This is a genomic window from Microbulbifer maximicatervae (SeqCode) (assembly GCF_056231245.1).
This window is the reverse complement of the sequence record NZ_CP174334.1, coordinates 258,337-273,241: the sequence shown is the minus strand read 5'-3', so window position 1 is coordinate 273,241 and position 14,905 is coordinate 258,337. Positions and strand designations below refer to the sequence as shown.

Annotated in this window: 12 protein-coding genes; 6 read left to right on the top strand and 6 right to left on the bottom strand. The window is 43.2% G+C overall.

Translation table 11 applies throughout. The features are described from left to right. Positions 1-29 precede the first annotated feature (29 nt). Positions 30-944, top strand: coding sequence for a LysR family transcriptional regulator (locus ACJJIS_RS01255; RefSeq protein ID WP_444916190.1), 915 nt, complete (start codon positions 30-32; stop codon positions 942-944). Between the two features lie 57 nt (positions 945-1,001). Here the strand turns inward: ACJJIS_RS01255 and ACJJIS_RS01250 are convergent, their stop codons facing one another. After that, entirely contained in the window at positions 1,002-1,397 is a 396-nt protein-coding gene (locus ACJJIS_RS01250; protein WP_282931030.1) for an FAD-binding oxidoreductase, read from the bottom strand. Between the two features lie 139 nt (positions 1,398-1,536). On the opposite strand from ACJJIS_RS01250, the gene ACJJIS_RS01245 reads away from it, so the two are divergent. From ACJJIS_RS01245 to ACJJIS_RS01235, 3 genes are all read left to right on the top strand, one after another. After that, positions 1,537-2,649 carry a bifunctional nicotinamide-nucleotide adenylyltransferase/Nudix hydroxylase gene (locus ACJJIS_RS01245; protein ID WP_475710326.1) on the top strand — a complete coding sequence of 371 codons (1,113 nt, stop codon included), beginning with the start codon at positions 1,537-1,539 and terminating at the stop codon, positions 2,647-2,649. Positions 2,650-2,853: 204 nt separating this feature from the next. Beyond that, entirely contained in the window at positions 2,854-4,269 is a 1,416-nt protein-coding gene (locus ACJJIS_RS01240; protein WP_475709276.1) for a nicotinate phosphoribosyltransferase, read from the top strand. Between the two features lie 34 nt (positions 4,270-4,303). Then, the gene (locus ACJJIS_RS01235; RefSeq protein WP_475709275.1) at positions 4,304-5,143 is read left to right on the top strand and encodes an ADP-ribosylglycohydrolase family protein; all 840 of its coding nucleotides are present in this window, start codon (positions 4,304-4,306) and stop codon (positions 5,141-5,143) included. A 20-nt stretch (positions 5,144-5,163) separates the two neighbouring features. On the opposite strand, the gene ACJJIS_RS01230 is transcribed toward ACJJIS_RS01235, so the two are convergent. Both ACJJIS_RS01230 and ACJJIS_RS01225 read right to left on the bottom strand, forming a co-directional pair. Then, positions 5,164-5,877: an NUDIX hydrolase gene (locus ACJJIS_RS01230; RefSeq protein ID WP_413663534.1), complete on the bottom strand. Its 714-nt coding sequence runs from the start codon at positions 5,875-5,877 to the stop codon at positions 5,164-5,166. A gap of 60 nt (positions 5,878-5,937) precedes the next feature. Beyond that, the gene (locus tag ACJJIS_RS01225) at positions 5,938-6,294 is read right to left on the bottom strand and encodes a winged helix-turn-helix transcriptional regulator (protein WP_413663535.1); all 357 of its coding nucleotides are present in this window, start codon (positions 6,292-6,294) and stop codon (positions 5,938-5,940) included. A gap of 111 nt (positions 6,295-6,405) precedes the next feature. On the opposite strand from ACJJIS_RS01225, the gene ACJJIS_RS01220 reads away from it, so the two are divergent. Beyond that, positions 6,406-7,197 (top strand): SDR family NAD(P)-dependent oxidoreductase, encoded by a 792-nt coding sequence (locus ACJJIS_RS01220; RefSeq protein WP_413663536.1) that lies wholly within the window; start codon positions 6,406-6,408, stop codon positions 7,195-7,197. Between the two features lie 150 nt (positions 7,198-7,347). Here the strand turns inward: ACJJIS_RS01220 and asnB are convergent, their stop codons facing one another. Together asnB and ACJJIS_RS01210 are read right to left on the bottom strand one after the other, a co-directional pair. Beyond that, entirely contained in the window at positions 7,348-9,282 is a 1,935-nt protein-coding gene (asnB, locus tag ACJJIS_RS01215) for an asparagine synthase (glutamine-hydrolyzing) (protein ID WP_413663537.1), read from the bottom strand. Positions 9,283-9,718: 436 nt separating this feature from the next. Beyond that, complete coding sequence (locus ACJJIS_RS01210; protein ID WP_475709274.1) at positions 9,719-11,404, bottom strand: histidine kinase; 1,686 nt, start codon at positions 11,402-11,404, stop codon at positions 9,719-9,721. Between the two features lie 1,421 nt (positions 11,405-12,825). On the opposite strand from ACJJIS_RS01210, the gene ACJJIS_RS01205 reads away from it, so the two are divergent. After that, the gene (locus ACJJIS_RS01205; RefSeq protein ID WP_475709273.1) at positions 12,826-13,776 is read left to right on the top strand and encodes an IS5 family transposase; all 951 of its coding nucleotides are present in this window, start codon (positions 12,826-12,828) and stop codon (positions 13,774-13,776) included. 188 nt (positions 13,777-13,964) lie between these two features. On the opposite strand, the gene ACJJIS_RS01200 is transcribed toward ACJJIS_RS01205, so the two are convergent. Next, positions 13,965-14,468, bottom strand: a complete 504-nt coding sequence (locus ACJJIS_RS01200) for a hypothetical protein (protein WP_475709272.1) — start codon at positions 14,466-14,468, stop codon at positions 13,965-13,967. Positions 14,469-14,905 lie beyond the last annotated feature (437 nt).

Genomic DNA, 14,905 nt, shown 5'->3' with positions numbered 1-14,905 from the left:
AACCAATAGGAAAACATTGTTTGGTTTTTATGAACAATATCTCATGGCGCGCTATTCGTGCATTTATTCAGGTGGCCGATGCCGGAAGCTTCACCGCTGCAGCGCGGGACAGCGGCTTTTCCAAGGCCAATTTGAGCCAACTGGTCACAGAGCTGGAAACAACCCTGGATATACAGCTTCTCTACCGCACGACAAGACAACTGCGTCTTACCGAGATTGGTGAGGGTTACTATTTGCGTTGCAAGCAAGCGATGCAGCAGTTGGATTCAGCCGCCGAGTGGGCCAGTGAATCAAAGGGAGGACTGGAGGGAAACATCCGCATCAACGCTGTTGGTGGCATTATCGGAGAGAGCTTAATTGCTCGGCTGGTGATCAAGTTTCAGCAGGCCAATCCAGGAGTTAGAGTTCATCTGGACTTTTCCAGCACCCGAGTAGATTTGATTCAAGACCAGTACGATTTGGTTATTCGTATGGGCAGTTTGCCGGACTCCTCTCTAATCGTGCGTAAACTTCACACTATCAAAACCCGATACGTAGCCAGCCCAAAGTTCCTTCAAGAATATGGACCTATAGAAAAACCTGCTGATTTAGCATCTGTACCGCTAATTTCCGGCAGTGTAGATCAATGGCTGCTGACACGAGGTAAGAATCAACAGGTTGTGCAAGTTGAAAACAGCACTAAATTGATTAGCGGAAGGGTAATGCACCGCGCTGCAATTGAGGGACTTGGAATTACCCGGCTGGCAGATATCTATGTCCAGGCAGATATTGCCAGTGGGCGTCTGGTTGAAATTCTGCCCGGCTGGTCTGAGTCTACCGAGCTCTCCATGGTATGCCCGCCCCTACGCCACCAATTATTACGGGTGCGCAATTTGATGCAGTGGCTAAAGGAAGGTTTTGCGGATATTTATTTACAGGCTTTAGCTGTTAGTCCTATTGAATAAAGTACCTCAAATAAACGCGAACAATTTGTCTCTGTGACTAGCTTTTCCTAATTACCGTCAAAGTTCACCTTCTGATTGTTTTATTGCCTGTAATTCCACCGGTGACAAAGCCTTGTAGCCACGCAAATAGGGCCAGCCATACCCCCAGCGAAATGGGGTGGGTAAAAAAGGCGTACCGCCAACCCGAACTCCAAGTAACATCATTAGTGCAACTTCTTCTTCCCCGGTTCCAGCTACACAGACTTCCAGATCTTTATCCGCCTGCTCGCGTTCATCGTATGTGCCCCCTTTCCAGTAGGCATAATCATGGGCAATACAGCAGTCGAGCCACAACTCCTGTTGATCAAAAGTTCCATCGGGAAATGCGCTACAACCATCAGTAGTAAATGGCTCTATTTCCTGCGCAAAGGCTTCCAAACTCAATAAGGAAATGAACAACAACCAGCGGCACATCAGTTCTACTCATACACTCAAAAAAAGTAAATCGGCTCGGACACTGAAATATAACCCCACCTCTTCGGTAAACCACTAAAAATTGAATTTAAGCCCGCTTGCCATTAGTGTCTATTAGACACATAATGTTTCAAGACCCATTATTCAAGCCCTGGAGAGACCGGGGTTTATTCACAGCAAGGAGCTTGCTGCTATGGCCCAGCACTACGATTTTGCCGTTTTTATCGGTCGATTCCAGCCATTCCATTCCGGACATCTAAAAGTAGTCCAGTGCGGATTAGCTCAGGCCCAGCACCTGATTATCCTGATTGGCTCCGCCAACCAGCCCCGCAATCCTCGCAACCCCTGGACTCATCGCGAGCGGGAACAATTTATCAGGAAAAGCTTAAGCGAGAGTGACAACAAGCGCTTGACCTGCCTACCTTTAATGGATGTGCCTTACAATGATGAACTGTGGGTACGCAATGTACAAAACTCAGTTAACGGCATAGTGACCGCTCATCACAGCATTCCCCACAAGCCACCCCAAATTGCATTAATCGGGCACCAGAAAGACCAGAGCGGTTTTTACCTCAATCTCTTCCCCCAATGGGAATCCCTTGGGGTGGAGAATCACAACGAAATCAGTGCAACCCCCTTTAGGGAGGCACTATTTACCGACAGCGCCGATAGCTTGTTGAATTCACTCAACCAAGAAAAGCAATTGCCAGAGGGCACTATTGGCGCTTTAAGAGAGTTTGTGGAGACCAATCCAGCCTACGGCGAAATGCGCGAAGAAATGGCATTCATCCAGCGCTACAGATCCTCCTGGGCCACCGCTCCCTATCCGCCAACTCACGTTACTGTCGATGCTGTAGTGGTCCAATCTGGCCATATCCTGCTGATAGAGCGACGAGCTTTTCCCGGGCGGGGTTTATGGGCGCTGCCCGGTGGTTTTGTCGACCCCGGTGAGCGACTGATCGATGCCTGCCTGCGAGAATTGCGAGAGGAAACACGCCTTAAAGTCCCGACACCAGTGTTGAAAGGATCTATACGCCGGCAGGATGTATTCGATGAACCCTATCGCTCGGCCCGTGGAAGGACTATCACACACGCCTATTACATAGAACTGGCTCCCAGCCAACAGCTACCCAAGGTAAAGGGCGGTGACGACGCTCGCCATGCCCGCTGGGTTCCCCTCGCTGATCTGGACCCTCAGCAGCTATTTGAAGACCACTATTACATCATTCAATCCCTGATTGGCGGTGCCTAAAGCTGGTAGGAGGTGGCCAATTGCCGCCTCTTGCACATTCAACAACTCGCATTACCTTCACCAATACCCAAAAAAACACGCCAATACTTGACAGCTTAGTATCGAAAAGACACTATTAACTTAGTTGGTGTCCTTTAGACAATAATTGGCAAGGCCCGCACTGGAGAGACCGGTGCTAACAACTACTCACGGAGGATTTCCGCGATGAACCAGTACAACCCAATCCTGAATGTCGACAGCTATAAAACCAGCCACTACCTTCAGTACCCAGAGGGAACCCAGTATGTCAGCAGCTATATCGAGAGCCGGGGCGGCCAGTTCAAAGAGGCTGTTTTCTTTGGCCTACAGGCATTTATCAAGCAGTACCTGACTACCCCGATCAACGCAGAGCACATCGAAGAGGCAGAGGAGCTCTGTCTGGCCCATGGCCTGCCATTTAATCGCGAGGGATGGGAATACATTCTCCAGGAGCATCAGGGTTACCTGCCCATTGAGATTCAAGCAGTTCCCGAGGGCAGCGTTATCCCGACTAGGAATGTCTTAGTCCAAGTAGTCAATACAGACCCCAAGTGCTTCTGGCTAACCAGCTATATCGAAACCGCCCTGCTGCGCGCAATTTGGTACCCCACCACAGTTGCCACCCAAAGCCGGGAAGCCAAAAAGGTCATTCAACGATATTTACTGGAAACTGCTGAGGGCCTCGACTCACTGCCCTTCAAGCTACATGACTTTGGCGCACGCGGTGCTAGCAGCGAAGAGACAGCTGCGATTGGGGGCCTGGCCCACCTGGTAAATTTCCAAGGCACAGACACCATTGCCGCCGTACTCGCCGGCCGCCGCTACTACGCAGCCCCAATGGCCGGATTTTCAATACCCGCTGCAGAGCACAGCACCATGACCAGTTGGGGGCGCGAGCAGGAAGCCAAAGCCTATGAAAATATGCTGACGCAATTCAGCGGTGACAACAGTCTGGTCGCCGTAGTGAGTGACAGCTACGATCTTTGGAGTGCAATCGAGAATATCTGGGGCGGTGAATTAAAAGAGAGGGTAGAAAATAATGGCGGCACCCTGGTAATTCGCCCGGATAGCGGCGATCCCGTTGATATAGTCACTCAGACTATTGAGCGCTTGATGAGAATATTCGGAGCGACCATTAATAGTAAAGGTTTCCGAGTACTTCCGGACTTTATTCGGGTGATCCAGGGTGACGGGATTTCTCTACATACCATTGAGGGTATCCTCAGCGCAATGAAGGCCAGAAAACAGAGCGCTGAAAATATTAGCTTCGGTATGGGAGGTGAGCTTTTACAAAAAGTTAACCGAGATACCATGAGGTTCGCCATGAAAGCCAGTGCGGTTCGAGTCGATGGCCTATGGCGGGATGTTTACAAAGACCCCGCCACCGATAGCGGTAAGCGCTCCAAGAGAGGGCGCTTGGCATTAATAAATCGTACTGACGGAACGCCCTACACTATTCGTGAGCAAGATATTGGCGGCCGTAATAATCTGCTAAAAACCGTATACCGCAACGGAAAGTTACTTATAGAACAAGACTTGGAAACTATTCGAGAACGGGCTGTTATTGTTGAAGGTAGAGATGTATTGGCTGTTGCCAGTTAATATTAATTAATCGGTAATCCTTTAGGGGGCTTTGATGTTATTGGAAATTGCAGTTGGAGATGCCTACGGAGCCGGATTTGAGTTTTGTAGCCGTGAGATTATTAACAATAACAATCATACTAACGGGTATATCTCTCATCCCCTTGGCATCAAACCCGGTTGTTATACCGACGATACTCAGATGAGCTTGGCTATTGCTGAGCTCCTTCTTGAGAATTCGAATCCCCAAGAGTCGGACTTTGCACAAGCTTTTATCCACGCTTATAAGCGTGATCCTCGCCTTGGATATGCATCAGGCTTTCAAAGCCTTCTCGATAGCTGTGAAACTGGAAAGGATCTAACTCGCAAGATAAGGCCTCACAGCAAACGTAACGGTGCAGCAATGCGCTCAGTACCCCTTGGGCTTATTCCCGATATTGATCAACTACTAACAGTGGCTAAATGCCAAGCTAGCGTTACGCACAATACCGAAGAGGGGATCTTATCTGCTCAAGCAGTTGCCCTAATGGCACATCTATTAATCTACCAAAAATCAACTCTAATTGAGTTGCCCAAGCTTATTGAGAAAAAGCTCAACCTAAAATTAATAGGAAGCTGGTCTGGCAAGGTCAACTGTGATGCCTTAGAAACCTTGGCTGCGGTAAATATAGCACTACAAAGTAATCGAGACTTCCTTGGACTATTGAAGACCTGTATAGATTTTGGTGGTGATACTGATAGTGTCGCCGCAATTGCCTGCGGGCTTGCAGCACTTACCAGAGAGTACGATTTGGAACTTCCTTTCAGTTTACTCTCTGGCCTGGAAAATAGTACTTATGGATACCAATACTTGATTGAGCTAGATAAAAAATTAGTTAACAATTTTTTATCTTAAGAAGCGAAACTATTTTTCAGTTAAAGCTCTAAATTTCTTATAAATTTATGATCAGCGGAGCTTTCACTCAAACGATAGAGCGCTGCAGGCCGACCTTTTTCAGAACGTTTTTCACCAGTATCTACTAACAAATTTGCCTGCTCAATTCGCCTGCGAAATGATTTTTTCTGTATTGGTTTCCCAATTATTGCCTCATGTACATGCTGCAACTCTGGCAAGGTAAAAGTTTCCGGTAATGCAAATGCAGGCACAATAGTATAGAGCGCTTTTTGAACCAAACGCTCATGGGCACGACTAATAATTTCCTGATGATCAAAAGCCAGAGATAATTGAGATATCTGAGAGTAAGGCAACCAGTCCACACTCGATACGGTATCGATTGCACTTGCACAGCGCTGGTGGGCAATCAAGGCAGTATAGGCAACCGATATCGACCATCCGCGCTTGTCTCGGCTAGATCCACCAAAGGTATAAAGCTGCTCTAAATAGGGAGGTATAACTGATGTCTTTTCTTTTAGCTTTCGGTTAACCGCCGCCTCCAGACTATTATCTTCGGTTTCAGAGACAAATCCTCCAGGCAAAGCCCACTTTCCTTTCTCTGGGTGAGCCGAGCGCTTAACCAATAACACCTTGAGAAAGCCTTCGTGATAGGTAAATAGAACTGCATCCACAGTAACTAAAGGAGCGTCAAAGTTACGCTTCTCATAGCGAGCTATATAGTCTTTTTCATTCATAGGGAGAGACAAGTATCATTTAGACACTTAGTGTAACTCGAAGGTATTGGTGGGATAAAGTTATTTACTTTCAGATAATTCTGAGCCGTCAATTTCCTCTTGTAGCTTTTCCAAGTCGTCCAGAATTCTCAGGAATTTCTGTCCAAATTCTGTAACGTTATATTCCACACGGGGAGGAATCTCTGCATAGCTGATCCGCTCCAGTATCCCGAACTCCATATTTCTTCGTAAACATTCATTCAGGACCTTGGTAGTCAAACCCTCAACGCTGCGAACCATCTCCCCCGGTCGATTTACCCCTCCAGCCAGAAGCTGATAGACAGTAAGGGACCATTTACAGCCATAGATAGTCTCAACCATTCTGGCACTTCTCTTGGGCGGGCGCTTTCGCGTGAGCATGTTTTTCTCTGATTTCATCAATACTTACCAAAAAGTAACTAGTGCACCATTTTGTGCTTACTTTTCAACCTATCCGATTCTTTTCTAAACTCCACTCACGTAATGAGCATATCTCAGTGAGGAAATAATATGAGTGACTCCACTAAAAGACCAGATTCTACTGAACAAAAAGAAGTTGCCTTAATCGTTGGTGGTTCCAGTGGTATGGGACTCGCCATTGCAAATCTACTGGTGAAACAGGGAATCCACACAGTTATTATTGGCAATAATCTCAACAAACTTGAAAGAGCCCACAACGAATTAACTCAGATGGGCTCTGCAGAAGCACTTCAGGCAGACCTCTATCAACAGGCTGATATCAGCGATATTATCGAATATATAAAATCCAGCAATCATCATTTTAAATACCTGGTAAACGCCGCTGGATATTTTAATCCTACTGCATTTCTTGAACATACTCGGGAAGACTACGACACTTATCTCGACCTCAACCGTGCCACCTTCTTTATTAGCCAGGCCGTAACAAGAAACATGGTAGACAACGGCGGAGGGAGTGTAGTGAATATTGGCTCCATGTGGGCCAAGCAATCCGTAAAGGCGACACCCTCCTCAGCCTATTCAATGGCCAAAGCCGGTTTACATTCGCTCACCCAACATATGGCGATGGAACTGGCCGATCACAAAATTCGTGTTAATGCAGTATCCCCTGCGGTGGTTAAGACGCCTATCTATGAGTCCTTTATCGATTCGGGGGAAATAGACCAAGCACTTGCTTCCTTCGATAACTTTCACCCTATTGGCAGAATTGGTACCCCCCAGGACATCGCTGGTGTCGTAGATTTTCTTTTAAGCGACAAAGCAAGTTGGGTAACTGGAGCCATTTGGGACGTTGATGGCGGGGTAATTGCTGGGAGAAACTAGAATACCAAAACGCCCGGATAGAAGTATTTTATTCGGGCTCAATTTAGAGAAATTCCTGCACTGCAGCTCCTGCTAAAGAATTGTTATTTTACCTTTTATTTAAATATCCAGAGTAAACCATCAAAACCATCTAAAGTAGAAAATTAAATCCTAAGACATGACCAATCGCTTGTGCAACAAAATACCACTCACTATAAGGTATTTTACAGCATCAACAACATTCTGATCGGCTTGCAATAAGCTATCACTCTTCTCAAAAAATCTAATTGCCTTCTTATGGTCCAAAAACGGCATATCCAAAGTTGCACGGCTATGAACAATATCCTTCATATATTCATAAAGTTTCCTGTTTTTCTTATCCGTAAGTGGTGGAGTCCAAAGAGGCTGTTTTTGCTTCTTGTATACTTGCTCTGTTAACACAGGTTTCATGGCTTCTCTGAGTATATATTTCTCCGTTAACCCGCGAATCTTGTATTTATCCGGCAATACTGAGACATACTCAACCAGGTGATGATCCAGAAAAGGTAGGCGCCCTTCGATAGAGTGAGCCATTTCTGTTCTATCCCCCATCATTGTAAGAACATAGTGGGGCAGCATAGACTTGGTAAAGGTATATAGACTTTTTGATAAAATGGACCTGTTCTTAACCGAAAAGGCACCTCCCAAGTGTTCCAACAGAGTTTCTGCAGGCTGTAAGTTCTGTATATACTCGGCATAACCCTCACAAAACAATGGGAATATCTTTGTGCCCATATCCATAAAGCTCTGCATCCAGTTTGGAAAGAAGCCAAGGGCTGACTTCACCACCTGTGACTGATGCATTCTTGTAGAGGCCATAAAAACGCCTTCGGAAACAGGATCACCAGACTGCAATTTCTGCAAGATAGCTTGCTTTTCTTTTTTTGGAATTGCATCTAAATAATTTTCGATAAAATCTTGCCTGAACCAACCGTAACCAGCAAATACTTCATCTGCTCCATCCCCAGTAAGAACCACTTTATAACCGTGCTCTCGAACAACTCGGCTTAGAACATATTTAGTGATAGCGTTACCGTTAAAGAACATTTTTTCGCCGGTATAAGCAGTATCCTCAAAGCAAGAGATCAGTGTGTCACTATCAATTTCAACAGGGTGATAATTACTTCCCAAGTAATCAGTCATGGATTTTGCGTTAGAGGACTCATCATAGGCCGGATGATCAAAAGATAAGGTGAATGCATCGATCGGCTTATCCACCATACCTTGCGCTATACCAAGCACGGAAGAGGCATCTATGCCACCACTCAAATAGCAGGCAACAGGTACATCAGCTTTGAGCCTTAACTTAATCGATTCAGAGAAGCGCTCGCGCACCTCACTAATAACCTCTTTCTCATCGAAAACATTACTTCTTTGTTCCGCAATAGTGGGGAAGTGTAAATTCCAATAAAGATGAGTCGAAAATTGTAGATTATCCAAATAGGCCAAACCATAATGACCAGGAGGAAGCTCATGAATATTGTTAAATAAGCTAGAGGCTGGAGCATGCAAGAAGCTAATTTCTTGCCAAAAAGTATGTGGATTCCAATCTATCGGCAAGCCAAGCGCTTTGAAGGCCTTAACTTCTGATGCAAAACACAAGCATCCATCTGCCCAGTAATAAAAAAGAGGTTTTATTCCAAATCTATCTCGAGCAGAAAATATTAAGTTTTTTCTTTTATCGTAAAGTACGAAAGAAAATTCTCCTCGAAGATAGTCCAAGCAATAAACGCCAAACTCTTGATATAGGCCGATAAGTATTTCACTATCCGATTGTGTAAGAAAACGATAGTTCCGCCTTATCAAATCATCTTTTATCTCTAAATAATTATAAAATTCACCATTAACAATGCAGACTACCTCTCCATCATCACTCAATAGTGGCTGCTGACCACCTTCCAAGTCAATAATACTTAGGCGCTTATGAGCCAGCCAGGCCCGTCCATCTCCTGATGACCAGAACCCTTCACCATCAGGCCCTCGATGGGAAAGGGTCTGTAATGCTCGATAAATCTGTTCCCGGTTGTATACAACGGTATTTGAAAATACAGCTAGCAGCCCACACATTTTGCTGCCTCCCCAATATCGATAGAAGGACTGCCTCAGATTAGCAAAAAAGTACTTCGCGCCATCTACTCAAAAAAAAGCGAACAAATACTTATACATTAAAGAATTGAACTAGAGATAAGTATGAGATTAAAATTTATAACCAAACTCACATTTCACTAGCTGAGCTTGATTACAAGCTCAGACTTAAAGAGAGTTATAAATTTTAAAGATATCATTTTCTTTCACTATCCAGCTAAGCTTTAGCTAAAACTCTAGATATATTGCTGCTCTAGGAAAATCTTTTGATTTACCTGAGCAACCTAAAATCTTTACTTAGAATAAAGATCTCTAAAATTTACATTGTACGTATTCCATTCGGTCTAGATTAATGATAACAATACCATTTAAACTCAAACAACTAACTTTATACGTAAATACAAATTATACAGCCCAATCAATAAATATAAACCGCTCCTGAAGAATAAGCTTCATTGTTCTCAGGGCTTGCGAGTAAACCACTATCGGCACTTCCTTCACCGTTCGCCCCTACTGCTAAACTAGCTCCATCTCCACTTAGCGCAACAGAGCCACCAAATTTGTCTCCCGAGTCTGTGTTGCTCGCCTTAATATAAGCCTCACTAGACCAGTCTACGCCATTAAATATATAGGTATAAACTGCTCCTGCTTTCTTTGAAGATTCGTCTGTACTATCTCCGAACAATCCTTGGCTATAGCTTTTCTCTCCCCATGCTCCCACGGCGATAAAACTGCCATCATCACTCAGGTTTACCGCCTCTCCAAAGTAAGCCGATACATGAGGATTGGAAGCTTTCAAATAGGCAGTTTGCTCCCAAGCGTTTTCTTTTCGAGAAAAAATATAGACAGCGCCACTAGAAGCTACACTTCGATCATCCTGATTTTCATTAGACCCATCTTGATATGGGGCTCCAACAGCTAGAGTTTTCCCATTACCACTTAAATTGAGTGCAAATCCAAACCAATCACCAACATATGCATTACTAGCCGATATCTTGCTATCTTCTACCCAAGATTCACCATCCAACTGGTATAGATAAACGGAACCTGCCTCTGCATTGTCAGCATAAGCCCCAACTGCGAATGAAGCCCCGGCATCATCAAGGCTTATCGAAGAACCAAAACCTAACCCCTCAGAACTATCAGTAGCCTTAATGTAGGCATACTGTGACCAACTTCCCTCCTCATTACGGAACACATATACCGCTCCAGAATCTTCAATAGAATCGCCATCAAGACCACCATCTTCACTGGGTGCGGTTACTGCTAAAGTAGAACCATTCCCACTAAGGCTAAGGGCATAGCCAAATAGGTCATTATTTCCTCGATTGTCTGCTTGAAGTCGGGCGCTATGGACCCAACCTTCATTACTTCGGGAAAAAATATGAACAGCGCCCGCAGAAAAATTATCATTTTCCCCGTTCTCCTTAAATGCCCCTACTGCAAGCGTATAACCATCATCGCTAAGGCTCAATGCAGTTCCAAACTCTGCAGCTTCTTGAGGATCTGGAGACTTAAGATAGGCTTGCTGTGTCCATTCGCCATCTTCCCGACTAAAAATATAAACTGCACCTGAATCAGGTGTCAGGTTATCCTCTTGGTCACCACCGCTATCTTCGCGAGGAGCACCTACTGCAAGCAGGTTGCCATCATCGCTAATTGCTAGATTCCAACCAAACTGATCGTCAGCATCCGTATTACTGGGTTTAAAATAACCGATACTACCTATCACATCCTGATCAATCGCTACTGCATCAGAATCGATACATCTCTGATCATCGCAGGTTTGCAATAAGTATTGGGCATTAAGCTTTTTGAATAAAGGCACCACTAATTCAATGCGCTCTTCTTTTGGCGCAATGGGATTTCCAATAGGTTCAAACCCAGAGTGCCCATCAGCATTTTCAAATAACTGATAATAAGTTGCCCCAGAAACATCGCTCCAGCGAAAGATTAGCGTTTTAGGTTTCTCATAATGGACCGCCATCGTAGCAGCTGTAAGCTCGCCACTTGTGTCTGGATCATCTCCCCCGCTCGAAGATCCATTACAACCTGAAAGATATACACTGAACATCAAGATTGCTAGATTAATATTAAATTTCACTATATGCTTTCCTTATAGGTCATCGTATCATTTTTCAAAACTCTCATATCCTTAGCCCTTAATTAGATATGACTTTTATTGTCAACACGAAAATACAGACTATTCTCGTATCGCCTTAGCACTAAAATATTTCCAACAAGAACCACTGCAAGAAGTAAAATTAGAATGAACTTCGAATATATTCGTAAATAAACATCCCCTTTTATAGACTTAGGTTTGATTCTCTTTTAGAGCCTTGACAGGATTAAGGGCTCAGACTGCTTTATTAATTTGCCAATTAAGACTTAGAAATTCATTCTTGAATTCACAATAACTAATTAACCAGCATGAAAAAACATAAAACATAAAAATCAAACACTCAGACGAGCAGACATTATTATGTATATTTTATTTATTCAGCAGCCGGCAGTAATAACTACTAAACAAAGTGTAAAACACTTATCAACGTCTATACTATTTACCTTTTATTATTGGGTTTGCGCCAATCATCCTGCACATCAAATAGAGCAAACGACCAATACGAAACCAATACGAAACCAATACGAAACCAATAGTAATATCTATAAATATAATTTGTTAATTTAATCTATAAACTATCATTCTTCACATTACAACCGAGACTTTATAAGGCACTCATAATGAAACAGCCATCTAAATACACTGATACTTTTAAGCAGCCTACAAGATTCAACTGACAGAGTGAACTTTTTTTAAAAAATATATTTTTACCCTCCGAATTAGAACAACAGGTCCAACTAAAAGTCTTTAATGGCTAGACATCTGTCCGAACTTGAGGGTACGTTCTTATAAAGAAATGTGACTCAAAATTTCTTAGCCAACAAAAATACGGATAATTTTTTAGCAGCTTGAAACCAGATATCTCACATGTTTACACAAAATAAATCGATGAATAGATGGCAGCTTAAAAATTTTCGTGCGTCAAAAATAAGAAATGTGGACTTCTAGTCATTCAGATAATAGAGTATTATTTTATCGTATCTCATACCTTTTATGCATGAAAACAGCTTAAAAAGATGTAGTGATAATTTCTTGCAACAAAAATTTGTAAGTATTCCAATATTTATTTGGAGCTCAAGATATTAGATACTCAACAACTCTTCCAGCTCGCCCTGCATATAATTTTCGAGTCCACGGCCTCACCTTGGATTTACTAACTCCCATGACCTCACAATATTCATTCATTATATATTTTGATTGACTATCGGTTACACAACCTTCTACTGGTACTCAGAAAGAGAAAATACCTCTTTCACAATTGGATTATTATTGATCTTGTTGAGAGTGATGCTACCAGTAGCCAAATTTAATATGACGATTCCTTTTACAACATCTAGGGAACCTCTGAATAATTCTGAGTCAATTTGGTAATATTCACCTACCCATCAAGACTACGATGAATCATGCACCAAGTCACCTTTGCCGAAGCAGAATATAAGCTAAAGCGCCGTATAACTCGCCGAGAGAAGTTTCTTTCTCAAATGGAAACCCTCATCCCATGGCAGCGACTAGAAGCTCAGATCACTCCTTGTTACCCACAAGGCAAACGTGGCCGACAGCCATATCCATTGAGTGTCATGCTTCGTATTCATTGCATGCAGCTATTTTACAATCTCAGTGATCCCGCTATGGAAGATGCACTGTATGAAATTGAATCCATGCGTAGTTTTGCTGGATTGACTTTGAGTAACCCAATTCCCGATGAAACAACGATTCTTAACTTTCGCCACTTACTGGAGCTCAATCAGCTAGGTGCAGCTCTTTTTGATGAAATCAACAAACATCTTGCTGAGAATGGCATGGTACTGCGTGAAGGCACGATTGTAGATGCCACTATTATCTCTGCGCCAACTTCAACTAAGAATGAAAAGAAAGAACGTGATCCGGAAATGCATCAAACAAAGAAAGGCAATCAGTGGAATTTTGGGATGAAAATGCATATCGGGGTTGATGATGTGCTTGGAGTAATACATAGCATAGACACAACAGCAGCGAATTCGCATGATGTCACAACAACAGAGCGAGTTCTCCACGGGGAGGAGAAAAGAATCTGGGGAGACTCTGGGTACATTGGTGCGGAGAAACGTGAAGAGTTGAAAGAGCGGGAGGCGGATTGGTATATAGCAATGAAGCCGAGCAAGCTAAAAACTCTTCCAGGGCGTGATGCACTTCGTAAAGCGGAAAAGATCAAGGCGCAGATAAGAGCGAAGGTTGAGCACCCCTTCCGCTACATCAAACGGGTATTTGGTTATGACAAGGTCCGCTATCGGGGACTGCTAAAGAATACTGAGAGGCTGTGCTTACTGGCAGGCTTTACCAACTTATTAATAGGGAGAAAATACTTGGCTGCCTAGGGGTGGTTCGCCTGAAACCCGCCTATTGAGGGTTTCAGATGAAAAATTAGGGGACTATTACGCGAAAATTACACATTTGTGCGTAATAAAGTGAATTTTTCAAGCAGCTCAGCTTAATTCTAGAAAAATGCTTCGTTGATCAGAGGGTCCCTAGATAAATCACAGTCCTATTAAGGTATGATTTAAGATTAACCTTTGGAGTCACCCCTATTACTAATTGAATTTGGTAAAACCAAATCCACTGGTTTTCTTGAGTTGACATAATCACGGAATTCGGGGGCTACATATTCAGAGCGCAACTCCCATATCCTTTTAAAAGGTTCCATTGATAAGTATGCTGTATATTGACGAGTCATTGAGTCCCAAATAGTAAAATCGAGTCTGTTTGCCTTGTATTGGAAATAAGCTTCTTCCCAGATCTTAAAAAAACGATATACAAAACCAATGATCCTTAAAGTATCGGCACTCGACAAAGAATCAAAATCCTTCATCGCCTTCGCAAATATGTCTGCCATTGGTCCGTCACATATTGCTGCCACAGCTTCTCGATGAGCAATGGATATTTCATGCATAGAAGCGATCTTCGATTCTTTATTCTGAACTCTTATTAAAGCGGCAAGATAGACTAAAGATGCGACAACCGCAAAGGCACCAACAAGCTCACCAACGGCACTTAATGTATCCCATACCATAATCCGGCTCTACTCCTTCGAACAAGACGGTAATTTACATAGCTTTTAGTGCCAACTCTTATATTTTACAGATTTACCAACAGATAACGTTCTATTACCAAAATTATATAATCACCTACCCTGTAACGTTCATTTCCTATTTCTAGGCATCTGGAAGACTGACGACCTAAGAAAACAAGAAGAAGGTTAACGTATCCACAACTCTAATATTATTGTCATCTAATAGATATCACCAAGCAGAAACAAATACTTGCACGCCTGAATACCCTATATACAATCAGCCAACGACATAACCTTTAGATAAAAGCAAAAACAATTCCTCTGCCATTAAATTTCAGAAATTTTAAATTAGTAAGTAAATGCACCCGCCAAGATTAAACCGAGAAGGAAGAGATGACGTATATCAACCTAAAGAAAATCGCGGCCACATGTGTTAA

Bases quoted from the DNA above. Each gene is read 5' to 3' on its own strand.
- ACJJIS_RS01255 (WP_444916190.1), top strand. From the start codon at position 30: ATGAACAATATCTCATGGCGCGCTATTCGTGCATTTATTCAGGTGGCC.
- ACJJIS_RS01250 (WP_282931030.1), bottom strand. From the start codon at position 1,397: ATGTGCCGCTGGTTGTTGTTCATTTCCTTATTGAGTTTGGAAGCCTTT.
- ACJJIS_RS01240 (WP_475709276.1), top strand. From the start codon at position 2,854: ATGAACCAGTACAACCCAATCCTGAATGTCGACAGCTATAAAACCAGC.
- ACJJIS_RS01235 (WP_475709275.1), top strand. From the start codon at position 4,304: ATGTTATTGGAAATTGCAGTTGGAGATGCCTACGGAGCCGGATTTGAG.
- ACJJIS_RS01230 (WP_413663534.1), bottom strand. From the start codon at position 5,877: ATGAATGAAAAAGACTATATAGCTCGCTATGAGAAGCGTAACTTTGAC.
- ACJJIS_RS01225 (WP_413663535.1), bottom strand. From the start codon at position 6,294: ATGAAATCAGAGAAAAACATGCTCACGCGAAAGCGCCCGCCCAAGAGA.
- ACJJIS_RS01220 (WP_413663536.1), top strand. From the start codon at position 6,406: ATGAGTGACTCCACTAAAAGACCAGATTCTACTGAACAAAAAGAAGTT.
- asnB (WP_413663537.1), bottom strand. From the start codon at position 9,282: ATGTGTGGGCTGCTAGCTGTATTTTCAAATACCGTTGTATACAACCGG.
- ACJJIS_RS01205 (WP_475709273.1), top strand. From the start codon at position 12,826: ATGCACCAAGTCACCTTTGCCGAAGCAGAATATAAGCTAAAGCGCCGT.
- ACJJIS_RS01200 (WP_475709272.1), bottom strand. From the start codon at position 14,468: ATGGTATGGGATACATTAAGTGCCGTTGGTGAGCTTGTTGGTGCCTTT.